Raw genomic sequence first — 26,783 nt, forward strand, 5'->3', positions numbered from 1 at the left:
CAAAAATTTTCTTCCAAGCTTGAAAAGCGAACCGCCTTGAAACTTGCTTCGCAAGTTCTATCCGTTTCCTCAAAGTAGTGCTTTGAGGAATCAGTTACTGCGGCGTTGGTTTATTATATAGTATACTTTGAGGTTGGGAATTTTTGTCCCAACCTCACTTTTTTATATTTGACTTGGACGCAAGGAAGAAATTCACAAATGGCTACTTTTTCTTCAAGAATTTTTTAGTGAAAAATGCTACAATGAGATAAATAAAGAAAAGGATGTCTGTATGGAACATAAAAAGAAGGATTTCAGTCTATCGTGGTTTTTTCGATGGTTTTTAGATAATAAAGCAATCACTGTTTTTTTGGTGACATTATTGCTGGGATTGAATATTTTTGTATTAAGCAAAATTAGTTTCATTTTTATTCCTGTTCTAGAATTTATCGGGGTTATTATGCTGCCGGTTATTTTAGCGGGGCTTTTGTATTATCTATTGAACCCGATCGTGGATTTTATGGAGAAGCATAAAATAAATCGCTTGGTTGCGATTACGATTGTTTTTATTTTGATTGCTTTGCTTTTGATTTGGGGATTGGCTGTGGCAATTCCAAGTTTGCAACATCAGATTGTGAGCTTTGTAAGGAATTTACCAGCTAATTTGCAAAAGTCGAATAAAATCATTCAAGATTTTTTGGAAAATCGTATTTCTGATGATGTCAAGCCTCAATTGGAAGAAATTGCCAACAATTTTTCAGATCAAGTGACGACTTGGGCAAGTAATTTTTCATCGAAAGCAGTGAATTGGGTGAGCACATTGATTAGTACGGCTTCGCAAGTGATTGTAGCTATTATCATCATGCCTTTTATCCTTTTTTACCTTTTGCGAGATGGGAAAAATTTGAAATCTTATTTGACAAAATTCATACCAACAAAGTTTCGTGACCCTGTTGGTCAAATTTTGACAGACGTCAATACACAGCTTGCTAATTATGTTCGTGGTCAGGTGACTGTTGCTATCATTGTAGCGATTATGTTTATCATTTTCTTTAAGATAATAGGACTTCGTTATGCAGTTACGCTTGGAGTAACTGCAGGGATTTTAAATTTGGTTCCCTACTTAGGAAGTTTTCTCGCGATGTTACCGGCTCTTGTCTTAGGTTTGATTGCTGGACCGCTTATGTTATTGAAAGTTATTGTTGTCTTTATTGTAGAGCAAACGATTGAAGGGCGGTTTGTATCACCATTGATTCTCGGTAGCCAATTGAATATCCATCCGATTAATGTCCTTTTTGTCCTTTTGACAGCTGGTTCTATGTTTGGTATTTGGGGTGTTTTACTGGGAATTCCAATCTATGCTTCTGCAAAAGTTGTGATTACTGCTATTTTTAAATGGTATAAAAAAGTTAGCGGTTTGTACGAAGAAGAATTAGTAGATGAAACAGGAGAGAGAATTGAACAACAGTGAAAAAATGGTCGTTTCTCTACAAAAGCAGGATTTGGCGCATGCTAATAAATATTTTGAGAGAGCCCTAACAAATGATACAGAAGAAGAATTACTTGAATTGGCCGATTACTTAGAAAGTATCGGCTTTTTCCCTCAAGCTAAGCGAATTTATGAAAACTTAGCTCCCCACTATCCAGAATCCTATATTAGTTTAGCACAGATTGCTAGTGAAGATGGACAAGTGGAAGAGGCCTTTGCTTATCTAGAAGAAATTAATTTTGATAGTGATTGGTACGTGACAGCTCTATTGGTCAAAGCCGATTTGTACCAAATGGAAGGGTTGCCGGACGTTGCAAGAGAAAAACTAGCCGAAGCAAAGCAATTGACTGACGAGCCGTTAGTAACTTTTGGTTTGGCTGAAATAGATTTTGAATTGGGAAATTTTAAGCAAGCCATTAAAGAGTATGCTAGTTTAGACAATCGTATCATTTATGAGCAGACGGGTGTCTCTACTTATCAGCGCATTGGCGTTTCCTATGCAAGTCTTGGTAAATTTGAAGCAGCGATTGAGTTTTTAGAAAAAGCTTTAGAGATTGAATACGATGATACGGTGGCCTTTGAACTAGCAACGATTTTATATGATCAGAAAGAATATCAAAAAGCCAATCTGTACTTTAAGCAAATTGATACGATTTCGCAAGACTTTGAGGGCTATGAATACGGTTATGCTTTGTCGCTTCATGCAGAACATCAAGCAGAAGAGGCATTACGCCTCACGCAACAGGGGTTGAGCAAAAATCCATTTGATACACGTCTTTTGTTGCTGGCTTCACAGCTTTCTTATGAGCTACACGATGAGCAAAAGGCAGAAGAATATCTGCTGCAAGCGCAAGAACATGCTGAAGACGAGGAAGAAATCGTACTACGTTTGACGAATCTTTATGTGCAGCAAGAGCGTTTTGATGAAGTTTTGGCATTTGAAGAGCGAGATGTAGATAATGTTCTGACGAAGTGGAATATTGCACGTGCCTATCAAGCTTTGGAACATACAACAGCAGCTTTGGAGCGCTACAGTCTGTTGCTCTCAGATTTACAGGAAAATCCAGAATTTTTAGAGCAATATATTTATCTACTTCGTGAAATGGGTGAATTTGAAAAAGCAAAACACCAAGCAGAGCATTATCTTCGCCTCGTTCCGGATGACGGTATCATGCAGGAATTGTACGATAGTTTGTAAAAAGAGTAACAAGCACAATCCTATAAGACGCATGGGAATTATGATATAATGATGAGCGTGATATTCAGGAAGGACGAAGAAAATGACTGAAAAATTTGGTGCTGATCTAATTGTAGATAGTTTAATCAATCATAAAGTGGATTATGTGTTTGGGATTCCGGGTGCAAAGATTGACCGTGTGTTTGATACCTTAGAGGACAAAGGTCCACAACTGATCGTGGCTCGTCATGAACAAAATGCTGCTTTTATGGCACAAGGAATTGGGCGGATTACAGGAGAGCCAGGTGTCGTGATTGCAACCAGTGGACCAGGCGCTTCAAACTTGGCAACGGGCTTGGTTACTGCGACCGCAGAAGGGGATCCTGTACTAGCTTTAGCCGGTCAGGTCAAACGAGCTGATCTTCTCAAACGTGCACATCAGTCCATGGATAATGCTGCACTGTTTAAGCCGATTACCAAGTATTCTGTCGAAGTGCAAGATGGCAATACTCTTTCAGAAATTATTGCCAATGCTTATCGTCATGCCAAATCAGGAATGCCGGGAGCAAGTTTCATTTCCATTCCGCAGGATGTGGTGGATAGTCAAGTGCAAGTAAAAGCGATTAAACCGTTGACGGATCCGCAGTTGGGGTCAAGCTCGGTAGCTGACATCAACTATCTAGCGCAAGCGATTAAAAATGCTGTATTACCTGTTCTTCTCTTGGGGAATGGCGCTTCAAGTGCTAAAGTGACGGCTTCTATTCGTCAGTTGTTGGAGCAAGTACAGTTACCTGTGGTGGAAACTTTCCAAGGTGCTGGAATTGTTTCACGTGGTTTGGAAGAAGCGACCTTCTTTGGACGTGTGGGTCTGTTTCGCAATCAGCCGGGGGATATGCTTCTGAAAAAATCTGACCTAGTCATCGCTATCGGCTATGATCCGATTGAGTATGAAGCACGCAACTGGAATGCGGAAATTTCTGCCCGCATCATTGTGATTGACGTAGAGCCAGCAGAGATTGATACTTACTTCCAACCGGAGCGTGAGCTGATTGGAGATATTGCAAATACTTTGGATTTATTGCTGCCAGCGATCAACGGTTATCAATTACCAGAAGGGTCGCGGGAATATCTGCAAGTTTTGCGAGATAAAATGGACGGTGATGTGAAATTTGACCGCAGCCAAACTGAAACAGGACGACTACACCCGCTGGATATTGTCGAAGTCTTGCAGGAAAATACGACAGATGATATGACAGTTACAGTAGATGTGGGTACGCATTATATTTGGATGGCACGTTATTTCAAGAGCTATGAACCAAGGCATTTGCTTTTTTCAAATGGGATGCAAACGTTAGGAGTGGCATTGCCTTGGGCGATTTCGGCAGCCTTGGTTCGTCCCAACACAAAGATCATTTCTGTGTCTGGCGACGGTGGCTTCCTCTTTTCAGCTCAGGAGCTAGAGACAGCGGTTCGCCTGCAATTGCCAATTATTCATCTTATTTGGAACGACGGGCATTATAATATGGTGGAATTTCAAGAAGAAATGAAATATGGTCGTTCATCTGGAGTGGACTTTGGGCCTGTTGATTTTGTTAAATATGCAGAGAGTTTTGGTGCGAAAGGATTCCGAGCAACATCTCCAGCAGAATTAATACAGTTGCTCCAAAAAGCCTTAAAGGAAAATGGACCGGTTATCATTGATGTGCCAGTGGATTACAAGGACAGCAGTACACTAGGAGAAACGATTTTACCAGATGAGTTTTATTAAATTGAAACTGGGAAAGGGCTCAAGACTATTTCAAGAGAGTTCAATTTCTCATTTTCTTGTACGGTTAATGTGCAGTATTAGACAGTAAAAGGCTGGATGTGAGACCTGCTTTTTTCAAGGAAAGATAGTAAAAATTGCCTAGGAGGAGAAATGGCAAAGCTTGTAACATTATTTCACTACAATACTTTGGGGGCTTTGATGGCGGGGCTTTACAAGGGGACGATGACGATTGAAGAATTGCTTCAACATGGAGATTTAGGGATTGGTACTTTAGACTCTATTGACGGAGAGCTGATTGTGCTTGACGGCAAGGCTTATCAAGCCAAGGGAATAGGAGCAACTCCTGAAGTGATAGAAGTTTCAACAGATAGGACGGTTCCTTATGCTGCAGTGGCTTTTCACAGAGCAGAAGCGTGTTTTCGTCAGGACGTTGAGCTGACTGATGAAGCGTTGAAGAAGCGCATAGAAGCTAGCTATGTCGGGGAAAATCTTTTTCGCTCAATTAAGATTCATGGTGAATTTAGCAGCATGCACGTGCGAATAGCTCCAAAATCCTTTCCGGGAAAGAGGTTTGCAGAAATCGCAGCTCATCAGCCGGAGTATCATGCAGAACACATTTCAGGAACGATTGTTGGCTTTTGGACGCCGGAGCTGTTTCACGGCGTCAGCGTAGCTGGTTATCATCTTCATTTTCTATCTGATGACCACCAATTCGGTGGACATGTCATGGATTTTGTCATGAAAAATGGAGAGGTTGAAATCGGAACGATTGCGGCTTTGGAGCAGCATTTTCCGCTTCAAGACCAAGATTTTCTCTCTGCAAAATTGAATGTGTCGAAGTTAAAGAAAGATATTGAGAAATCTGAATAAAAACAGTGGACAAAGTTAGACAAAAGCTCAAATTCCATTCAAAATTCAAAAGAATGATGCCAAAAAGGCTTAAAATCGTGTTATTAAAAGCACTGATTTTAAGCCTTTTACTATTCTAAGAAGTTTTTTCAGTCCCTTATAATGAGAACAAGTTCGTCGCCTCGGTCGACAAAGTGAACGAGAACTGGTTTAAGCTGTCGTCCACATTGACGACCTGCTTGAGAACTGATTTACTCTGTCCGAGGGTCAGACAGCTTGCCTGAAAAGAGATTCATTCCATCCGAGGGTCGGATAACTTGCCTGAAAAGTAATTCACTCCATCCGAGGGTCAGACAGCTTACCTGAAAAGTAATTCACTCCGTCCGAGGGTCGGATAGCTTGCCTGAAAAGAGATTCATTTCATCCGAGGGTCAGATAGCTTGCCTGAAAAGAGATTCACTCCGTCCGAGGGTCAGACAGCTTGCCTGAAAAGAGATTCATTCCGTCCGAGGGTCGGATAGCTTGCCTGAAAAGAGATTCATTTCATCCGAGGGTCGGACATATAAAAAATAGTCAGAAAAAGGTGCCAGTTAGTAGACACCTTACATCTTCATGGATTTAATTTTGGCTTCATTAGGAGTAACGCGTAGGGTCTTTTGCCCCGTGTAGGTTACAAAACCAGGTTTACCACCTGTTGGCTTGTTAAGTTTTTTGACTTCAATCATATCCACCTGAACGAGATTGGACAATCTCGCCTTAGAAAAGTATGCCGCCAATTCCGCAGCATCTGTCTTGACCTCATCACTTGGTTGCAGGTTTCCTGTTATGACCACGTGACTGCCGGGAATATCCTTGGCATGAAACCAAAGTTCCTCTTTTTTCGCCATTTTAAAGGTCAACTCATCATTTTGCAGATTGTTTCGTCCAACCAGAATAATTGTCTGTCCATCAGTAGATAAATATTTCTCAGGTTTTTTTCGTTTTTGGATCTTTTCACGCTGACGCCGGCGAATAAAACCGGTCTGAATCAATTCTTCACGAATTTCAGCAATTTCTGTCAAGTTAGCTTGTGACAGGGCGGTTTCCACACTTTCCAAATATTGAATGGTTTCTTTAGTTTCTTCAATCAGTCCCGTTAAATGCTTGACTGCTTCTTTCAGCTTTTGGTATTTCTTAAAATAGCGCTGAGCATTTTGGTTAGGGGTCAAAGCTTTATCCAACACAATAGTAATTTTCTCGCTTGTGTAGTAATTGTCCAGTTCTACTTGGTCTTGATTGTTTGGAACTTGGTGCAAAAAAGTAGTGAGGAGTTCTCCCTTTTGTCGAAATTCTTCAGCATTTTCAGTCGCGACTAATTCCTGCTCTTGTTTTTTTAATTTCTTGCGGTTTTTTTCTAATTCATTTTCCACTCGATGAATCAGTTCACTGGCTTGCTGATTAACGCGATCGCGCTCTGCCTTATCTTGATAGAAAGCATCTAACAATTGTGATAAACTAGGAAATTCTTTCTGACTATCCGCAAAGAGAATGGGGGTAAATGACTTGCTAGTCAGGGTTGCCTGAGTGGAGCTAGTGAAGAAGGCGCGGAAGATTTTTAACTTATCACTTGTTAAGCGCTGGCTGAGTTCGGCTGCTGTATCGCGCCCCAATCCTTGAAATAAGTTTTGTAAAGAACGGGCCGACAAATCCTCTGTATGCAAAATTTCAAATAATTTTTCATCAGAAATGGTAAATGGATTGCGCTTATCTGTTTGAGGTGGAGTGACATAGCTTGAACCAGGCAGAATCGTACGGTAACTATTTTGAGAAAAGCCAACATGTTTAATAGCTTCAATAATATTGCCGCTTGCCTTATCCATTAGGATGATATTGCTGTGCTTGCCCATGATTTCAATGATAAGAGTTGCTGCCACGTTATCTCCAATTTCATTTTTATTGGAGACAGAAATTTCTAAAATTCGATCATTCTCGATTTGTGAAATGTTTTCAATTGTAGCGCCTTGTAGATATTTTCGCATAACCATGATAAATGTGGTGGGCACTGCTGGATTTTCAAAGGCGGTACGGGTTAGTTGAATGCGACTAAAAACAGGGTGAACAGACAAGAGCAATTTATGATTTTGTCGATTACTGCGAATTTGTAGCACTAATTCCTGATTAAACGGTTGATTGATTTTTTGAATACGACCGTACAGTAACTGTTGCCGCAATTCATCTGTCATGTGATGTAAAAAAAATCCGTCAAAGGACATGGTTTTTCTCCTTGAATGGTACTAAAGAAAATTATAACAAAAAATAGTAAGAAAAGGTTGAAAAATTATTATCAGAAAAGTTTGACAAAATACTTGACATTTATTTCAGAAACCTCTAAAATAATATCAAATTAGAAAAGTAATAAAATATTTGTTGGCAGAGAGCTTGTGGTTGGTGAAAACAAGCAGCAGAGTTTTATGAAATTGGGCTAATGAATAGAACTTGAATTTGAAACGATAAAAATTCGGTAAGCACACCTTATAGTGCAACTTGTTGTTAGACAAGATAGAGATGTGGGAAAAGTGTATGATTTTTCCCATAATTGAGGTGGCACCGCGATTTACGCCCTCACACAGGATGAACTGTGTGTGGGTTTTTCTTTTATTGTAAATGGAGGGGAAGTATGTTTAAGCGATGGCGACTCTGGATTTTACTTGAATAAACATTTGAAACATACGAAATGGAGAACAGATATGAAAAATAAACGACTAATGGCAATTATTGCACTTTTAGTAGTCTTAGTTGTTGGAGGAATCATTTATTCTAGCATTAATGATGGGAAAACAACAAAAATCAACAATACAACAAAAACAGTAAAAGTCGGCGTACTACAATATGTTAGTCATCCATCGCTGGATTTGATTTATAAGGGCATTCAAGAAGGCTTGGCACAAGAAGGCTACAAAGGCAAGAAAATCAAGATTGATTTTATGAATGCAGAAGGTGATCAAAGTAAAGTAGCAACGATGAGTAAGCAACTGGTCGCAAATAATAATGATGTGCTGATTGGAATCGCAACGCCTGCTGCTCAGGGGCTAGCTAGTGCAACGAAAGACAAACCAGTTGTTATGGGAGCAGTGACTGATCCAGCTGGAGCAAATTTGGTCAAAGATTTGAAACAGCCTGGCGGTAATATCACAGGTGTTTCTGATCACAATCCAGCTGAACAACAGTTAAATCTGATTAAACAGTTAACACCGAATGTGAAAACAATTGGTATTCTTTACTCAAGTAGTGAGGACAATTCCAAAACGCAGGTAGAAGAATTTACAACTTTGGCTGAAAAAGCAGGCTATAAGGTGCTTCCTTATTCTGTGCCTTCGACAAATGAGATTGCTTCAACCATGAATGTGATGACAGGGAAAGTAGACGCCATTTGGATTCCAATTGATAACACCATTGCTTCTGCTTTTTCAACAGTTGTTTCCAGCAATCAAACAGTTAAAAAACCTATCTATCCAAGTGCGACGGCGATGGTAAAAGAAGGTGGTCTAGGTTCCGTTGTAGTAGATCAAAAAGAACTTGGAGTAGCGACTGGAAAAATGACTGCGAAGATTTTGAAAGGGGCTAAACCAGCAAACACAGCGGTTGAAATCTTTAATACTGGAAAAACGGTTATAAATAAAAAAGTGGCTGCTCAGCTAGGAATAACGATTCCAGATGATGTTCTGAAAAAAGCAGGACAAATCATTGAGTAATCCGATTGATAAGAAACGATATTTTTTAAAGTTAGGACAACATTATGATTATTTCGATTGTCTCACAAGGCCTTGTTTGGGCCATACTAGGTTTGGGGATTTTTATGACTTTTCGTATTTTAAATTTCCCTGATATGACAGCCGAAGGCTCTTTTCCCTTGGGGGGAGCAGTGGCAGTTACGCTGATTAGTAAAGGTATCAATCCCTTTCCGGCGACTGTTGTTGCCATTCTGGCAGGGTGTTTGGCAGGTATGGCAACAGGACTTCTTTATACCAAGGGGAAAATACCTACTCTACTTTCTGGAATTTTGGTCATGACTTCCTGCCATTCGATTATACTCATGTTAATGGGGCGAGCGAATCTTGGTCTTCTAGGAACCAAGCAAATTCAAGACTTTCTGCCATTTTCTAGCGAAATCAACAATCTTCTAACAGGGCTACTTTTTGTTAGCTTGGTAATAGCTGCATTGCTCTTTTTCTTAGATACAAAATTGGGTCAAGCTTATATTGCTACAGGAGATAATCCTGATATGGCGAGGAGTTTTGGTATTCACACAGGGAGAATGGAGCTGATGGGGTTGGTGCTATCTAATGGTGTTATTGCTCTAGCTGGAGCCCTCATTGCTCAGCAGGAAGGTTATGCGGATGTCTCGCGCGGTATTGGAGTGATTGTTGTCGGACTTGCTAGCCTCATCATCGGCGAGGTGCTCTTTACTAGTCTGACATTAGCAGAACGTTTACTAACGATTGTTGTCGGAGCTATTTTCTATCAATTTCTGATTTGGGTTGTGATTGCACTTGGTTTTAATACCAGTTATCTCCGTCTGTATAGTGCGGTTATCTTGGCGGTTTGCCTCATGATTCCGACTTTTAAAAATAAATTCTTTAAAGGAGTCAAGTTAAGCAAATGACAGCAATTGTAGAATTAAAAAATGCGACGAAAGTTGTGAATAATGGCTTTGATGAAAAAACGATTCTTGACAATGTTTCCTTGACCATTCATAAGCATGACTTCATTACCATTTTAGGTGGAAATGGGGCGGGAAAATCTACTCTGTTCAACGTCATCTCAGGAACATTGCCATTGACGAGTGGCAGTATTTATATTCTAGGTGAAAATGTGACGAGTTATTCGCCAGAGAAACGTGCTAAGTATCTGTCACGTGTCTTTCAAGATCCAAAAATGGGAACAGCTCCTCGTATGACAGTGGCAGAGAATCTGTTAATTGCAAAATTTCGTGGTGAAAAGCGTCGTTTGGTCCCACGTCGTCTGAAGCGTTATCGCAAAGAATTTCAAGAAATAATAGAGAAAATCGGCAATGGTTTAGAAAAGCATTTGGATACGCCAATTGAATTTCTTTCTGGTGGTCAGAGACAGGCTTTGAGTTTGCTGATGGCGACTCTCAAGCGCCCAGAACTGCTTCTTCTAGATGAACATACAGCAGCGCTGGATCCGAAAACTAGTGTTGCTCTTATGGAGTTGACTGATGATTTTGTCCAAAGAGACCAACTGACGGCTCTTATGATTACTCATCACATGGAGGATGCTCTCAAATATGGCAATCGTCTCATTGTCATGAAAGAAGGACAGATCATCCAAGACCTCAAACAGGAAGAAAAAGCCAAAATGACCATAGCGGATTATTATGGTTTGTTTGAATAAAAAATTCCAATCTCATTTGAGGTTGGAATTTCTTTTTTGTGCTTCTCTGATAGTATTAGGAACCAGACGAATCCGCTTAATATCTGAAATACGAATAATGGTAGACATGCTTTTCTGGAAATTTTTTATAATGAGCTGCTGGCGTTCTTTGTCATATTTGACAAGATCACCCGTAAAACTTTTATCTAAAAAAATGACATGTACGCCTGATTTCTTTTGCAAAGCGGTTTCAATCATCTGCAAAATATTGGCGTTGTCCTCCTCTATTTCTTGCGTATTCTTTTTGTAATTGATAAATTCACTTGCGCGTTCTAAAATCATTTCGAGAAATTTTTTCATAGCTAAATTCTCCATAACTTGTTACAATATATTATATAATAAACTTGCTAAAAAAGTAAATTTTTTACGAATAAATCAAGAAAGAGGAAAAAGGAGAAAAAATGTCAGAGTTTAAATTTGAGATAGAAGAAAAATTATTGGTTTTGTCAGAAAATGAAAAAGGCTGGACAAAAGAGCTGAACCGAGTGAGTTTCAATGGTGCGCCAGCAAAATACGATATCCGTAGCTGGAGTCCTGACCATACAAAAATGGGGAAAGGGATTACGCTTTCCAATGAAGAATTTCAAGTATTAGTGGATGCTTTTAAGGCTTAGTAAAGCGCAAATAGAATCAAGGTAAGAGAGTGAGAGGCAGTCAATCTATAAATGGCGGCTATTGATGACTCTCTTTTTGTTGTAAAAAAAATAAGAAAATTTTACACAAAAACTTGAAAATCCGCTTTCAAAAGATTATACTATTAAATATAGAGAATCTATATATGCATATAGTAAACTTAGAATTTTAGGAGGTTTAGGATGCTTGAAATTCAGAATTTAGAAAAAAGTTTTGGGCAAAAACAAGTTCTGTTTGGTGTCGATTTTAGAGCTGAATCAGGACAAATCCTTGGTCTGATTGGAAAAAACGGTGCTGGGAAAACAACGATTTTTCATAGCATTCTGCGTTTTTTAGAATATAGCGGTAGGATTTCTTTTGAGGGCAAAGCTATTTCTCAAGATACTTATCGGGAAATTGGCTATTTACCAGAAGAACGAAGTTTGATGCCTAAGTTGACTGTCTATGAGCAGGTGCGTTATTTGGCGAATTTAAAAGGTGTATCAAGTGCAGTTGTGAGAGAAAAATTGCCTCAGTGGATGGAACGATTGCAAGTTAAAGGAAAATTGACTGATAAAATCAAGAGCTTGTCAAAAGGAAATCAGCAGAAAGTGCAGCTGATTATTACACTACTACATGAGCCAAATTTGATTATCTTAGACGAGCCTTTCAGCGGTCTTGACCCAGTTAATACGGAGATTTTAAAGCAAGTTATTATTGAAGAAAAAGAGCGCGGAGCGACCATTATCTTTTCTGATCATGTCATGACAAATGTGGAAGAATTATGTGATAAGATCATCATGCTTCGTGATGGTAAAGTCATTTTGGATGGTAGTGTACAAGAAGTTCGTAATCGCTATGGGAAAACACGACTCTTTGTATCTAGTGCGCTTTCTCAAGTTGAATTAGAGGCGCTTCCTCACGTAAGCAGAGCTAGTCTGACCAATCAAGGAACATGGCGATTGATATTAGATGACGAAACAGCTGGGAAGGACTTGTTTGACTTGCTGACTAAAGGACAATATATTGCAACTTTTGACCAACAAGCTCCAACAATTGATGAAATCTTTAAATTAGAATCAGGGGTGGAAGTATGAAACAGACGTTAATTGTAATCAAAGAGACTTATCTTCGTCATGTCAAGTCATGGAGTTTTGTCTTCATGGTTCTTTCTCCTTTCATCTTTATTGGTCTTAGTTTTGGAGTTGGGTATCTTTCTTCCATGTCAAGTAGCAATTCTAGCCGTATTGCAGTTGTAACAGACAATGCACAAATCAAGGAAGTTTTAAAAGATATCAAGAATCTGGACTTCGATTATAAAGATGAAGCAGCAGCCAAGAAAGCTATAAAAGACGGTGATGTCGGGGGGTATTTGCTGCTATCAGAAGCAGGCGGTCAAATTAAAGCAACCTATGTCGCTGATACAGGGATGAATGGCACTACAAAGGCAGCAATTTCACAGAAATTACTACAGTTACAGCAGGTTGCAAATATCAGCCAAGCTAATTTATCAGCAAACCAAGTTAAACTGCTTTCAAGGGGGATTGATTTTAAGGAAAAAATTGACGAAAAGAAAGAGGCTAAGAAAACGATTCAAACAGTTGTTGCAACAGCAATTGGTTTGATATTGTACATGATTCTCATTGTTTATACAAGCTCAACTGCGCAGGAAATTGCAAGCGAAAAAGGAACAAAGATTATGGAGGTTATTTTCTCCAGTATCAAGGCATCTGAATATTTTTATGGTCGAATGGCTGGAATTTTTGCAGTAATTTTGACACATGTAGGAATTTACGTGATAGGAGCAGTGCTCTTACTAATATTTTCTGACAAGGTTTCTTTTGTAAAAGAATTTTTGCAAGCTAATCCAAATTTGATGAAGCATCTAGGTGAAGCCATTTCTTTTAATACCATTGCTTTCATTACTTTGAGTGTCTTTATGTTTGTAGTCTTGTCTGCCTTTTTAGGCTCGATGGTAACGAGAATTGAAGATGTTGGGAAAGCTGTTCAGCCTGTTGTGATGCTAGTTGTACTAGGATTCTTGGGTGTAACAGCTCTTGGAAATGCAGGTGATACGATTTTACTTAAAGTTGGCTCGTATATTCCATTTATTTCAACCTTTTTTATGCCTTTCCGTGCTATCAATGGTTATGCAACTAGTTTGGAAGCGTGGATTTCCTTTGTGATTGCGTTCTTATTTACCACTGGAATGACGGTTTATATTGGTCGAATTTATTCCAGCTTGATTTTGCAAACAGATGATATTGGTATTTGGAAGAGTTTCAAAAAAGCTTTAGCTTATCGTTAAAAATAGTTCTCCACAAGTATTCTTGTGGGGATTTTTCTTGAAAAGGCATGCAGTCAATCGCTGTTGAAAAACCTTAAAAATGATATAATTAAACTATATTTTGACAGAAACAGGATGCTCATGAAATTACTTTATACAGATATTCGCAATCCCTTAACAACGATTTTGGTGAAAGAAGCAGAACGCTTGGCACAGGAAGGTAAGCGCGTGTTTTATATTGCACCTAATTCTCTTTCATTTGAAAAGGAGAGCGCTGTTTTGGCTCTTTTAGAAAACCATGCTTCCTTTGCTATTACAGTGACACGTTTTGCGCAGATGGCACGTTATTTTGTCCTCAATGATGTGCAAAAGGGAGAAAACATAGATGATATTGGGCTTAGCATGCTCTTTTATAAAGTGCTTTCAGAAATGAATGAGCATGATTTGAGGGTGTATGGTGGCATTCGGACGGATGCACAATTTATTCAGCAATTGGTTGAGCTCTATCATGAACTGCAAGTCGCTCAGATGAGTTATACAGACCTAGACTATTTGGAAGAAGCAGAGAAAAAAGCAGATTTAATCAAGATTTTTCAAGTAGTGATGTATCAGCTTAATCAGAGTGAATTTACTTCTGATTCAAATATCATGGCCTTTACCCATCATATTATAGCAGGTGATGTGGATGAGGAACTGCAGGATTTAGTCTTGATTATTGATGGGTTTACGCGCTTTTCGGCTGAGGAAGCTTATTTGATCGAGCTTTTGTATAATAAGGGTGTGGAAATTATCATCGGTGCTTATGCAAGTGAAAAAGCGTATCGTGCAAGTTTTCGAGAGGGCAATCTTTATCAGGCGAGTGTTGATTTCTTGCGACAGTTGGCAGGTAAATTTGAAGTGAAACCTGAATATATACCAGCAAGCCAGCCAGATGATGCTTTTGGAAAGATTTCAAAACTGTTAGAAAGTCGGTATGATTTCTCAGATGTTGACCTAAAGTTAACGGAGCAGGATCGCTCGCATGTGCAGATTTGGTCAACAGTCAATCAAAAAGAAGAATTAGAATATGTGGCAAAAAGCATTCGTCAGTTAGTTCATGATGGAGTTCGTTATAAGGATATTCGCGTTCTTTTGGGAGATGTGGAAGCGTATCATTTACAGTTAAAGACGATTTTTGATCAGTATCAAATCCCTTTTTATCTGGGACGAAGTGAGGCTATGGCCCATCACCCTTTGGTGCAATTTATTGAAGCTTTAGTGCGCTTAAAACACTACAATTTTCGAACGGAAGATTTGCTCAATCTCTTAAAAACAGGTCTTTATGGTCATTTAAAGCAAGAAGAACTAGACTTGTTTGAGCAATATATCCGTTTTGCAGACGTGAGAGGAATGAGTAAGTTTTCTAAAGAATTTACTCATAATCAACAACGAAAATTTAATCTAGTTCATATCAATCAATTAAGAAAAAATATAGTCACTCCTCTTTTGGAATTTTTTAAATCTCGCGGTCAAACAGCGACAGGCCTGCTTCAAAAATTTCATCAATTTTTAACAACAATTTCTTTTTCTCAGAATTTTGCTGGTTTAGTAGATTTTACGAATCCGCAAGATCAAGAACGGCAAGAAGAAGTTTGGAAAGCTTTTTGCCATGTTTTGGAACAATTTGCCAATGTCTTTTCAGCTAGCAAAGTCAATCTAGATGATTTTCTGACTTTGGTGCAGTCAGGAATGCTGTTATCTAATTATCGAACGATTCCAGCAACAGTAGACGTTGTGACCGTTCAGTCTTATGACTTGATTGAGCCGTTGTCAAGTCCTTTTGTTTACGCGATTGGTTTGACCCAAGACTATTTTCCCAAAATTGCACAAAATAAGACTCTTTTGTCAGATGAGGACCGTTTGTTGCTAAACGAAGTGACAGATGAGCATTCGGAATTGCTGATTGCTGCTCAGGAAAATCTCAAGAAAAATCGTTTTGTCGCCTTGTCACTTCTAAATGCTGCAACGGATAGATTGGTACTTTCCACTCCTCAGATTGTCAATGAAATAGAGAATGACATTTCTCCATATCTGTTGGAACTGCGTGAGCAACCAATTGCTTTGCCAATTGAGGTGAAGCATCCGCAGGCAACAAGTGATGATATTGGTACTTATCGTGCTTTATTGGCGAGGGTTATTGAGTTGAATCAAGGAGATATTGATAAAGAGCATTCTTTGACTGAGAAAGAACAGACTTTTTGGTCAGTAGCTGTACGAGTTTTGCGCAAAAAATTGGAAAGTGAAGGCATTTCGATTCCGAATGTCACGTCAAGTCTTGAGACAGAAACCTTGTCAGAGCAGACTTTGCAAATCCTTTATCCACCTCATCAAGCATTTCTATTGTCGACTTCAGCTTTGACAGAATTTTATCGTAATCAGTATGCTTATTTTTTGAAGTATATTTTGGCTCTGCAAGAAGAAATGACAATTTACCCAGATGCGCGCAGTCATGGAAATTTTCTGCACCGTGTGTTTGAAAAAGTCGTGCACGATCAATCGAACGAGCAATTCGACATCCGTCTAGAAAAAGCCATTCAGGAAGTAAGCTGTGAACCGGAGTTTGAAGCTCTTTATACCGAAAGTGCCAAAGTATTGTTTGCTCATGAAGTTTTGCTTGACGCAGCGCATGCGACAGGGCGTGTTCTAGAAAGAAATGATTTAGTAGAAACTATTCAGGAAGAGGCTGTTTTTGGGCAAGAGAGTGCAGAATTTTTAACCTTATCAGATGGTCGCAATCTTCAAATTCGAGGAAAAGTTGACCGTATTGACCGATTGAGAAGTAATGACAGTCTGGGAATTGTGGATTATAAATCAAGTGACACAGATTTTGATTTTCAAAAATTTTTCAATGGTTTGAATTCTCAATTACCTACGTATCTAATGGCATTGAAACAAGAAAAGTGGACGAATGATGAAGCACAGGTTTTTGGCGCCATGTATTTGCAGATGACCAATCCACTCGTACCTTTAGCGAAGACCAAGTCGCAGAGTGATGCAGTCAAAGAGGTGATGAAAACGTTAGAATACAAGGGGCTATTTCTATCGGAGCAAGCTTATCAGCTCAATGATTTGTATAATAAAAAGAAAGTCAATTTATTAAGTCAAGAAGAGCTAGAAACTTTGTTAGCTTATAATGCACTCTTGTACCATCGTGCTGCCGAGCAGATATTGACAGGGCATTTTAAGATTAATCCTTATACAGAAAATGGCAAAAGTATTGCACCTTTTGTGGAACAATATAAGTCCATTACAGGTTTTGAAGCCAATCTTCATCTTTCTAGTGCCCGACATTTAGTGAAATTAGAAGGTAAGAACTCAACGGGTGAGAAGAAGCGTCAAGCGTGGATAGAAAAGATGAAGGAGGAGCTAGAAAAATGAAGAGACTACCATTTTTGAATCAAGCAGAGATTCGTACTTTGCAGGATCAGGAAGTTCAGTCTGACAAAGTTCAAAAACGTACAGTAGAACAGATTGAAGCCATTTACTCTTCTGGTCAAAATATTCTGGTTTCTGCTTCTGCGGGATCAGGAAAAACCTTTGTTATGGTGCAGCGGATTATTGACCAAATTATGCGGGGAGTTCGTATTGAGCAGCTCTTCATTTCAACTTTCACCGTCAAAGCAGCTAGTGAATTAAAAGAGCGCTTGGAGAAAGAGCTGTCCAAGGCTTTGAAAGAAACAAATGATGAGGAACTTAAACAACACTTGGCTCAGCAATTAGCCGATATTCCGAATGCAGATATTGGAACCATGGACTCTTTTACCCAAAAAGTCCTGAATAAATATGGTTATCTATTGGAATTGGCGCCAAATTTTCGCATTTTGCAAAATGCGAGTGAGCAGTTATTGCTACAAAACGAAGTTTTTGAGCAAGTTTTTGAAGACTTCTATCAATCTGATCAGGCTACTTTGTTTAAAAAATTAGTCAAAAACTTTACAGGTCAGAGAAAAGATTTGCTTGGTTTTCGCGAGCAGGTTTATAAGATTTATTCTTTCTTGCAGTCTACTAGTAGTCCAATAGAATGGTTGGAAAAAGACTTTTTGAAAGGCTATGAGTTTGCAGATTTCCAAGAAGAAAAAGCGCAACTTTTAGCACAAACAAAAGAAGCCCTCTTTGATTTAGAAGATTTTTTTAGCTATCATTTGGTTCATGAAGCCAAGGAATTTCCCAAAGCAAAATATCTTGAAAATGTGCAGCGTGTGCTTGATGACCTGGCAAGCTTACAAGGACAATCCTCTGAGGAAGCCTATCTCACAGCGCTCAATAACATTGTAGAAATATCGCGGGTCAGCAATGGGAAAGCCTTGACGAACAGCGGACGAAAAGAAGAATTAAAAGAAATTATCAACGACTATAACGAAAAACGCAAAGAAAAAATTCAAGTTTTACGAGACTTGGCAGATCAATTTTATCGTTTTGAATTTCAATTGACCTACCATGAGGAAGCAAAAGAAATTTTACTTGTTTTGCAACAATTTATGAAATTGTTTGTTACAAGCTATTTGAATCGCAAAAAAGAAGAAAATGCTTTTGAATTTGCGGACATTAGTCATTTTGCTATTCAGATTTTAGAAGAATGTTCGGATGTGCGTCAGTTTTATAGGAACAAATACCATGAAGTCATGGTAGATGAGTATCAAGATACCAACCACACGCAAGAGCGGATGCTAGAACTGTTATCAAATGGGGGTAATCGCTTTATGGTGGGGGATATTAAACAGTCTATTTATCGTTTTCGTCAAGCGGATCCGCAGATTTTCAATGAGAAATTCAAATTGTATCAAAGCGATAGTCAACAAGGGAAATTGATTGTCTTAAAAGAGAATTTTCGCAGTCATTTGGAAGTCTTGGAAGCCACCAATGATGTTTTTAAGCGCCTCATGGATGAAGAAGTGGGAGAAATTGATTACAATGAAACGCATTATCTGGTAGCTGGAAATCTTGATAAAAAAGAACCAAATCCCTTGTATCAGACAGAGTTTCTCATTTATGACGGAACTCTTGAGACAGATAATGAGGAGAATGACAAAGATGTTTCTTCTGTTTCTGCAGGAGAAGTGGCGCTGGTTATCAAAGAAATTATTCGTTTGCATAATGAAGAAAATGTCCAATTTGAGGATATTACTTTACTAACAGCTTCACGCACACGCAACGATATGATTCTAGCTGAGTTCGCTAAATATGGTATTCCTGTCGTTTCAGACGGTGGTGAGGACAATTACCTTCAGTCTGTTGAAGTCATGGTGATGTTAGACACCTTGCGTACAATTAATAACCCTCTCAATGATTATGCTTTAGTGGCGCTTTTAAAATCGCCGATGTTCAACTTTACAGAAGATGAATTGGCACGTTTAGCTTTGCAAAAGAAGGTGACTGAGGCAAATTATGTTGTCCATCAGGAAAATCTCTATGAGAAGTTGAAGAATGCTCTGAATGGGTACGGTCAATATCCTGAACTTATCACGCCTCCCCTTTTAAAAAAAATCCAGCAATTTCAAGGAACACTACAGGCTTGGCGAGAGTATGCAAAAACAAATTCGCTCTATGATTTGCTTTGGAAAATTTATCAAGATCGTTTTTATTACGATTATGTGGGAGCTTTACCAAATGGAGCGGGACGTCAAGCTAATCTCTATGCCCTTACTTTGCGCGCAAATGATTACGAAAAAATGAGTTTTAAAGGCTTGTCACGTTTTATCGGGATGATTGATAAAATCTTGGAAACACAGAATGATTTAGCTAGTGTAGTTAGTGCAGCTCCGAAACATGCGGTTCGCCTGATGACGGTTCATAAGAGCAAAGGTTTGGAATTTAAATATGTCTTTTTGCTCAATATGGACAAAGTATTTAATCGTAAAGATAGCAGTTCCGCTTTGATTCTCAGTCGTCAAAATGGTGTTGGAATCAAGTATGTGGCTGATGTAGCAGTAGATGTTGCTGATAAGTTAGCTCCAAACCATGTTCGTTTGTCTATTGATACTCTGCCTTATGAGCAAAATGAACGTGAGATTCATTTAGCCAGCATTTCGGAACAAATGCGTCTACTCTATGTCGCCATGACACGCGCTGAAAGGAAACTGTATTTAGTTGGTAAAGGTCATCAGAACAGTTTGGAGAAAAAAAGCTTCCCTACTCCAGTGAAGGGGCATTTAGCTGCATCTATCAGGCAAAGTATGACAAGTTTTCAAGATTGGATGTGGGCTTTACATGTAGTATTTGAGAAAGATAATCTAGCTTTTTCAACGCGATTTGTGACAGATAATGACTTGACAAGTGAAAAAATAGGTCAACTGAAATTGAAAGATACGGTTATTGAAGAGGATTTAATAGACAATCGCCAATCTGAGGATATTCGCAGGGCTTTGGATATTTTGGAAAATGTAGATCGACTGAATACTCAGTATCGATCTGCCATTCATCTACCGAGTGTTCAAACACCAAGTCAAATCAAGAAATTTTATGAACCAGTTATAGATACAGATGGCGTTGAAATTATGGAGAAAAGGAATCCGACCATTGTAGGAAAAGCTTCTTTTGAGCTACCAAATTTTGCTAAAAAAGCTCCAGTTACAGGAGCGCAAATTGGTAGCGCCGTCCATGAACTGATGCAGCGTATTCCTTTGGATCAAGCCCCTACGATAGCTATTTTGAGAAAAGTTTTAAAACAGGTTCAGGCAGAAGCAAGTGTTAAAAAGAAAATTGATTTGCAAAAGATAGCTAGTTTCTTTGGGACTGAACTTGGACAGCTCCTTTTGAAGTATACAGACAGAGTATATCGTGAAGCTCCTTTTGCTATGTTAAAGCAGGATCCAGCAAGTGGACAATATTTTGTAGTCCGTGGGATTCTGGACGGTTATCTACTGCTGACGGACCGAATCATTCTCTTGGATTACAAGACGGATCGATATACAAATCCAAGTGAATTAGTGGAGCGCTACCAAGCACAATTAGCACTTTATGCTGAAGCTCTTAGTCGTTCATACAGTATTGAAAAAGTTGAAAAATACTTAGTGTTGTTAGGCGGAGCACAGCTTCAAGTGGTGAAAGTAGAATAGATAAATCGCCCTCTTATTCACGAATGTTTTCTTCATAAAAATTAAAAATAGTTCCTAAATTTTGTGTTTTATTGAAAATATTGCTTGAAAATTTCAGAAAAGTTCGATAAAATAATAGTAAATCAGAGAGTGGAGGAAAAATATTTGAAATTAGATCGTAATTTTGCGATTTGCTACTATAAAATAAATAGAAAAGGCAGCATTGTGCGGCCTTTTTATAAAGCTATATAGACCTTTATGAAAATTTTCATTTAAGTAGCTTTGATATGTTAGTGGCTATTTAGTAGGAATGGAATGAAAATTTTAGAATTCCAACAAAATCTAGTTATTTTTAATAATAGTGAGTATTATTTGAAGAAAAGTTCGGTTTTGCGAATTTTTTGTAATAATATTGGAAATTTACTTGAAAAGCAATAGGAAAAATAGTAAAATAGAATTATAGAAAACGCTTACAAAACGAGGTGAAAAAATGGATAGACAAGAAGCATTGAGAACTTTTACCACAGGTGAAAATTTCCATTTGCAGCACTATTTGGGGGTTCATCAAGATGAAGTTGATGGACAAAGCGGCTATACATTTCGTGTATGGGCGCCAAATGCTCAAAGTGTGCATTTGATTGGAGACTTTACTGACTGGTATGAAAATCAGATTCCTATGACACGCAATGAAGGTGGTGTTTGGGAAGTATTCACGGATTTGCCAAAGGAAGGAGATATTTACAAATACAATATTAGACGAAGCAGCGGTCAAGAAATTTTAAAAATTGATCCTTTAGCTATCTATTTTGAAAAACGTCCTGGTACAGGTGCAGTTGTTCGGACAATTCCTGAAAAGAAATGGAAAGATGGCTTGTGGTTAGCTCGCAGAAAACGTTGGGGATTTTTCTCACGACCTGTGAATATTTACGAAGTTCATGCAGGTTCTTGGAAGCAAAATGAAGATGGCAGTTCCTACTCATTTGCTCAATTAAAAGAAGAACTGATTCCTTATCTGGTTAAAATGAATTATACTCATGTGGAATTCATGCCACTAATGGCGCATCCACTTGGACTGAGCTGGGGTTATCAGCTGATGGGATATTTTGCACTTGAGCATACGTATGGAACTCCTGAAGAGTTTCGTGATTTTGTAGAAGAATGTCATGTGAATAATATTGGAGTTATCGTAGACTGGGTGCCAGGTCATTTTACTATCAATGATGATGCCTTGGCTTATTATGACGGTACACCTACATTTGAGTATCAAGATCATGACCGTGCCCACAATTATGGCTGGGGGGCTCTTAACTTTGATTTAGGAAAGAATGAAGTACAGTCTTTCTTGATTTCTAGTATTAAGTTTTGGATTGATTTTTATCACTTAGATGGAATCCGTGTAGACGCAGTTAGCAACATGCTTTATCTGGATTACGATAGTGGTCCATGGCAACCAAATATTGATGGGGGTAATCGAAATTATGAAGGTTATTACTTCCTTCAACGATTGAATACGGTTATCAAGCTTGCTCATCCAGATGTCATGATGATTGCAGAAGAAAGTACGAGTGATACAAAGATTACGGGGATGATAGAAATGGGTGGTCTTGGATTTGATTATAAGTGGAACATGGGCTGGATGAATGACATTCTGCGTTTCTACGAAGAAGATCCGATTTACCGCAAGTATGATTTTAATCTAGTAACCTTTAGTTTCATGTACGCTTTTTCTGAAAACTTCTTATTGCCATTTTCTCATGACGAAGTGGTACATGGTAAGAAGAGTCTCATGCATAAGATGTGGGGAGATCGGTATAATCAATTTGCTGGTCTGCGAAATCTCTATACTTATCAAATATGTCACCCAGGGAAGAAATTACTATTCATGGGCAGCGAATGGGGACAATTCTTAGAATGGAAATGCGAAGAATCTTTAGAATGGCGTGATTTGGCAGATGATATGAACGCTAAGATGCAACATTTCACTTCTCAACTCAATCAGCTTTATAAAGAAAATCGTGTTTTATGGGAAAACGACTTGAATTGGGATGGCTTAGAAATTATTGATGCGGATAATACAGATCAAAGTGTACTTTCCTTTATTCGGAAAAATGACAAGGGAGATATGCTAATTTGCGTCTTTAATATGGCTCCGGTAGAGCGCAAAGACTTTACCATTGGTGTTCCGGTGACAGCCATATATGAAGAAATTTGGAATACCGAATTAGAAGAATGGGGAGGTGTATGGAAAGAGTATAATCAAACAGTTCAGTCTCAAGAAGGCTTGTGGAAGGATTATCCTCAGACGTTGACCTTTACTTTGCCAGCATTAGGGGCAAGTATTTGGAAAATTAAACGTCGTGTGAAATCAGCAAATGGAAGTAAGAAGTCCAAAAAGGAGTAACAGATGAAGAATGAAATGCTAGCTTTGATTCTTGCCGGTGGGCAAGGAACACGCCTTGGAAAACTCACTCAAAGTATTGCCAAACCAGCAGTACAATTTGGTGGACGCTACCGTATCATTGACTTTGCTTTGTCCAATTGTGCCAATTCAGGAATTCATAATGTTGGTGTCATTACTCAATACCAACCATTAGCTTTGAATAGTCATATTGGAAATGGTTCTAGTTGGGGACTGGATGGTATTAACACAGGAGTTTCTATTCTCCAGCCATATTCAGCAAGTGAGGGCAATCGTTGGTTTGAAGGAACTAGTCATGCGATTTATCAAAACATTGATTATATTGATACTATCAATCCTGAGTATGTCTTGATTTTGTCTGGTGACCACATTTACAAAATGGACTACGATGATATGCTTCAATCTCACAAGGACAACAACGCCAGTCTGACGGTAGCTGTTCTGGATGTTCCTTTAAAAGAAGCGAGTCGTTTTGGTATTATGAATACAGATGCCAATAACCGCATTGTCGAGTTTGAAGAAAAACCAGCTGAACCTAAGTCTACTAAGGCTTCTATGGGGATTTATATCTTTGACTGGAAACGCCTGCGTAATATGCTGGTAGCTGCTGAAAAGAGCAATGTAGATATGTCTGACTTCGGTAAGAATGTTATTCCAAATTATCTTGAATCCGGCGAAAGTGTCTATGCTTATGAATTTAAGGGATATTGGAAAGATGTTGGAACGATTGAGTCACTTTGGGAAGCCAATATGGAATATATTGACCCAAACAATGCTTTAGACAGCCGGGATCGTCAATGGAAAATTTATTCACGTAACTTGATTTCTCCACCAAACTTCCTTGGAGAAAATGCTCATGTAGAAGATTCTTTGGTTGTGGACGGCTGTTTGGTAGATGGTACGGTTAAGCATTCCATTCTTTCTACGGAAGCTCAAGTGCGTAAAGATGCAGTTGTAGAAGATTCTGTGATTATGAGTGGTGCTATCATTGGTCAAGGTGCAAAAATCAAACGTGCTATTATTGGTGAAGGAGCTATCATTTCTGATGGTGTAGAAATTGATGGAACAGACGAAGTACAAGTTATCGGATACAATGAGAAAGTGGGGGTACCATCAGATGAAGATTGATAAATATTCAGCAATTTTAGGAAATACAGTTGGATTTCATGATATGTCTACTTTGACAAATCATCGTCCAGTTGCCAGTTTGCCGTTTGGTGGGAAATATCGTTTAATTGACTTTCCGTTGTCTAGCCTGGCCAATGCAGGGATTCGGAGCGTCTTTGGCATTTTCCAACAAGATAATATTAGTTCTGTCTTTGACCATATCCGTTCTGGACGTGAATGGGGGCTGTCTACTCTTTTGAGTCACTACTATCTTGGTATTTATAATACGCGCGTAGAAAGTTCTACTGTTGGTAAAGAATACTACGAGCAATTATTGACCTACTTAAAACGTTCGGGCAGCGATCAAACGGTAGCATTGAACTGTGATGTTTTGGTGAACATCGACTTGAACCAAGTCTTCCACTTACATGGTACAACTGATCAACCGATCACAGTTGTCTATAAAAAATTACCAAAAGAAGAAATTTCCGAAGTCAATGCTGTTTTGGAAATTGATGAAACAGATCATGTGAAAAATCACCATCTTTTTGATGATAAAAAAGAACAGGATTTGTACAACATGTCAACGGATATCTTTGTTGTGGATACACCTTGGCTGATTGAAAAGTTAGAAATAGAAGCACAAAAAGAATTTCCTCAAAAATTACGTTATGTTTTACGTGATTTAGCTGCTCAGGAAAAAGCGTTTGCTTATGAATATACGGGTTATTTAGCAAATATTCATTCTGTCACTTCGTACTTCAATGCCAATATTGATATGCTTGATTCACAAAAATTCTATTCTCTTTTCTCTCCAAATCAAAAGATTTATACTAAAGTAAAAAACGAAGAGCCAACTTATTATGCAGTCGGTTCTAAGGTTTCAAATGCTCAATTTGCTTCTGGCAGTATTATTGAAGGAGAAGTGAGTGGTTCTGTCATTTCTCGTAATACTCGTATTAAAAAAGGAAGTCGTGTAAAAAACAGTATTCTTTTCCCACGTGTCCTTATTGGCGAAAATGCTGTTGTAGAATATGCAATCTTAGATAAGGGTGTTGAGGTTGCTGAGAATGTGACCGTTCGAGGAACAGTTGATAACCCAGTTGTTCTTAAAAAAGGCGAAAAAGTGACAGAGGATAGAATTCAATGAAAATTTTATTTGTAGCAGCAGAAGGTGCACCTTTTTCTAAAACAGGAGGATTGGGAGACGTCATTGGCGCTCTCCCTAAATCTCTTGTGAAAGCTGGTCATGAAGTGGGAGTGGTGTTGCCTTATTATGATATGGTAGAGACTAAATTCGGCGACCAAATGGAAGACTTGTTCCATTTTGAAGTAAAGGTCGGCTGGCGCGGTCAATATGTCGGTGTGAAACGTACAGTTTTAAATGGTGTAACCTTCTATTTTATAGACAATCAATACTATTTCTTTCGTGGTCATGTTTATGGTGATTTTGATGATGGTGAGCGTTTTGCTTATTTCCAAATGGCTGCTGTTGAGTTGATGGAAAGAGTAGATTTCATTCCAGATGTACTGCATGTGCATGATTATCATACCGCGATGATTCCATTTTTAGTGAAAGAAAAATACCATTGGATTCAAGCTTATCACGGAATTCGGACTGTTTTAACCATTCATAATTTAGAATTTCAAGGGCAATTTTCCGATGGCATGCTCTGGGATTTATTCGGAGTGGGTTATGAGCGCTATGCAGATGGAACATTGCGTTGGAATGACTGCCTCAACTGGATGAAAGCAGGGATTTTATATGCAGATCGTGTAACAACTGTATCACCAAGTTATGCACATGAAATTATGACACCAGAGTTCGGTTGCGGTTTGGATCAAATTTTGCGGATGGAGTCGGGTAAAGTCTCAGGTATTGTCAATGGAATCGATACAGATATTTATAATCCAGAAACAGATGCGTTACTGGATCATCATTTTAATAAAGATGATTTATCTGGCAAACTTGCTAATAAGCGTGCGTTGCAGGAAAAAGTTGGTCTACCTGTTCGAGATGATGTACCTCTAGTAGGGATTGTATCACGTTTGACTCGGCAAAAAGGTTTTGATTTAGTTGTGGATCAATTACACAATTTACTACAAGATGATGTACAAATTATCCTTTTAGGAACAGGAGACCCATCTTTTGAGCAATCATTTGCTTGGTTTGGTCAAGCTTATCCAGAAAAATTATCTGCCAATATCACTTTTGATGTGAAATTAGCCCAAGAAATTTATGCAGCTTGTGATATGTTCTTGATGCCGAGTCGCTTTGAGCCGTGTGGATTGTCCCAAATGATGGCAATGCGTTATGGAACATTGCCACTTGTACATGAAGTTGGTGGTCTTCGTGACACCGTTCAACCCTACAATGCTTACGAAGGAACAGGAACTGGATTTAGCTTTAATAATTTCTCAGGTTACTGGCTGAAATGGACATTTGACATGGCTATCGACTTATATTACAATGATAAAGAAGCATGGTATAACCTTCAAATACAAGCTATGGAACGTGATTTTTCATGGGATACAGCTAGCCAAGCTTACAGTCATTTGTACCAATCTCTTTATTGATAGAAAGGAGTTT

The 26,783-nt window shown here is 38.6% G+C and carries 18 protein-coding genes and 1 other annotated feature; of the genes, 16 read left to right on the forward strand and 2 right to left on the reverse strand.

Features of this window, described 5'->3' with window-relative positions; all coding sequences use genetic code 11:
* Positions 1–271 precede the first annotated feature (271 nt).
* The 4 genes from H8787_RS04410 to budA all read left to right on the forward strand — a co-directional run bounded on the left by H8787_RS04410 (position 272) and on the right by budA (position 5,283).
* Positions 272–1,450: an AI-2E family transporter gene (locus tag H8787_RS04410; protein WP_003069788.1), complete on the forward strand. Its 1,179-nt coding sequence runs from the start codon at positions 272–274 to the stop codon at positions 1,448–1,450.
* A complete protein-coding gene (locus tag H8787_RS04415) occupies positions 1,437–2,666 on the forward strand; it encodes a tetratricopeptide repeat protein (protein ID WP_262350660.1) in 1,230 nt (409 codons plus the stop codon). The genes H8787_RS04410 and H8787_RS04415 overlap by 14 nt, the downstream gene beginning before the upstream one ends.
* Before the next feature lie 82 nt (positions 2,667–2,748).
* Positions 2,749–4,413 carry an acetolactate synthase AlsS gene (gene alsS, locus H8787_RS04420; RefSeq protein ID WP_187328316.1) on the forward strand — a complete coding sequence of 555 codons (1,665 nt, stop codon included), beginning with the start codon at positions 2,749–2,751 and terminating at the stop codon, positions 4,411–4,413.
* A gap of 150 nt (positions 4,414–4,563) precedes the next feature.
* Positions 4,564–5,283 (forward strand): acetolactate decarboxylase, encoded by a 720-nt coding sequence (gene budA / locus H8787_RS04425; protein ID WP_187328317.1) that lies wholly within the window; start codon positions 4,564–4,566, stop codon positions 5,281–5,283.
* A gap of 581 nt (positions 5,284–5,864) precedes the next feature.
* On the opposite strand, the gene fbp62 is transcribed toward budA, so the two are convergent.
* Positions 5,865–7,514, reverse strand: coding sequence for an Rqc2 family fibronectin-binding protein Fbp62 (gene fbp62 / locus H8787_RS04430; RefSeq protein WP_187328318.1), 1,650 nt, complete (start codon positions 7,512–7,514; stop codon positions 5,865–5,867).
* A 117-nt stretch (positions 7,515–7,631) separates the two neighbouring features.
* Positions 7,632–7,868, forward strand: a binding site (T-box leader).
* A 120-nt stretch (positions 7,869–7,988) separates the two neighbouring features.
* Between fbp62 and trpX the strand changes: the two genes are divergently transcribed.
* The 3 genes from trpX to H8787_RS04445 are packed head-to-tail and all read left to right on the forward strand — an operon-like array spanning position 7,989 to position 10,656.
* Positions 7,989–8,993, forward strand: coding sequence for a tryptophan ABC transporter substrate-binding protein (trpX, locus tag H8787_RS04435; protein WP_049476637.1), 1,005 nt, complete (start codon positions 7,989–7,991; stop codon positions 8,991–8,993).
* A 44-nt stretch (positions 8,994–9,037) separates the two neighbouring features.
* On the forward strand, positions 9,038–9,904 hold the full coding sequence (locus H8787_RS04440) for an ABC transporter permease (protein ID WP_187328319.1): 867 nt from the start codon (positions 9,038–9,040) through the stop codon (positions 9,902–9,904).
* Positions 9,901–10,656, forward strand: a complete 756-nt coding sequence (locus tag H8787_RS04445) for an ABC transporter ATP-binding protein (RefSeq protein WP_006269920.1) — start codon at positions 9,901–9,903, stop codon at positions 10,654–10,656. Before H8787_RS04440 ends, H8787_RS04445 begins: the two co-directional genes overlap by 4 nt.
* Positions 10,657–10,668: 12 nt before the next feature.
* Here H8787_RS04445 and H8787_RS04450 read toward each other — a convergent pair whose 3' ends face one another.
* Complete coding sequence (locus H8787_RS04450) at positions 10,669–11,010, reverse strand: hypothetical protein (RefSeq protein WP_187328320.1); 342 nt, start codon at positions 11,008–11,010, stop codon at positions 10,669–10,671.
* An 86-nt stretch (positions 11,011–11,096) separates the two neighbouring features.
* On the opposite strand from H8787_RS04450, the gene H8787_RS04455 reads away from it, so the two are divergent.
* From H8787_RS04455 to glgA, 9 genes are all read left to right on the forward strand, one after another.
* A complete protein-coding gene (locus H8787_RS04455) occupies positions 11,097–11,309 on the forward strand; it encodes a YdbC family protein (RefSeq protein WP_048800268.1) in 213 nt (70 codons plus the stop codon).
* A gap of 201 nt (positions 11,310–11,510) precedes the next feature.
* Positions 11,511–12,404 (forward strand): ABC transporter ATP-binding protein, encoded by an 894-nt coding sequence (locus H8787_RS04460; RefSeq protein WP_187328321.1) that lies wholly within the window; start codon positions 11,511–11,513, stop codon positions 12,402–12,404.
* Positions 12,401–13,615: an ABC transporter permease gene (locus H8787_RS04465; protein ID WP_070668115.1), complete on the forward strand. Its 1,215-nt coding sequence runs from the start codon at positions 12,401–12,403 to the stop codon at positions 13,613–13,615. Before H8787_RS04460 ends, H8787_RS04465 begins: the two co-directional genes overlap by 4 nt.
* Before the next feature lie 120 nt (positions 13,616–13,735).
* A complete protein-coding gene (rexB, locus tag H8787_RS04470) occupies positions 13,736–17,011 on the forward strand; it encodes an ATP-dependent nuclease subunit B (protein WP_187328322.1) in 3,276 nt (1,091 codons plus the stop codon).
* Positions 17,008–20,688: a helicase-exonuclease AddAB subunit AddA gene (gene addA, locus H8787_RS04475; RefSeq protein ID WP_187328323.1), complete on the forward strand. Its 3,681-nt coding sequence runs from the start codon at positions 17,008–17,010 to the stop codon at positions 20,686–20,688. Before rexB ends, addA begins: the two co-directional genes overlap by 4 nt.
* A gap of 469 nt (positions 20,689–21,157) precedes the next feature.
* Entirely contained in the window at positions 21,158–23,068 is a 1,911-nt protein-coding gene (glgB, locus tag H8787_RS04480) for a 1,4-alpha-glucan branching protein GlgB (RefSeq protein ID WP_049476643.1), read from the forward strand.
* Positions 23,069–23,071: 3 nt separating this feature from the next.
* Positions 23,072–24,214 (forward strand): glucose-1-phosphate adenylyltransferase, encoded by a 1,143-nt coding sequence (locus H8787_RS04485; protein ID WP_003025294.1) that lies wholly within the window; start codon positions 23,072–23,074, stop codon positions 24,212–24,214.
* Positions 24,204–25,343: a glucose-1-phosphate adenylyltransferase subunit GlgD gene (gene glgD, locus H8787_RS04490; protein WP_039676881.1), complete on the forward strand. Its 1,140-nt coding sequence runs from the start codon at positions 24,204–24,206 to the stop codon at positions 25,341–25,343. The genes H8787_RS04485 and glgD overlap by 11 nt, the downstream gene beginning before the upstream one ends.
* The gene (gene glgA / locus H8787_RS04495; RefSeq protein ID WP_039676882.1) at positions 25,340–26,770 is read left to right on the forward strand and encodes a glycogen synthase GlgA; all 1,431 of its coding nucleotides are present in this window, start codon (positions 25,340–25,342) and stop codon (positions 26,768–26,770) included. Before glgD ends, glgA begins: the two co-directional genes overlap by 4 nt.
* Positions 26,771–26,783: the final 13 nt, after the last annotated feature.

The organism is Streptococcus sp. NSJ-72 (assembly GCF_014334035.1).
Lineage (GTDB): Bacteria > Bacillota > Bacilli > Lactobacillales > Streptococcaceae > Streptococcus > Streptococcus constellatus.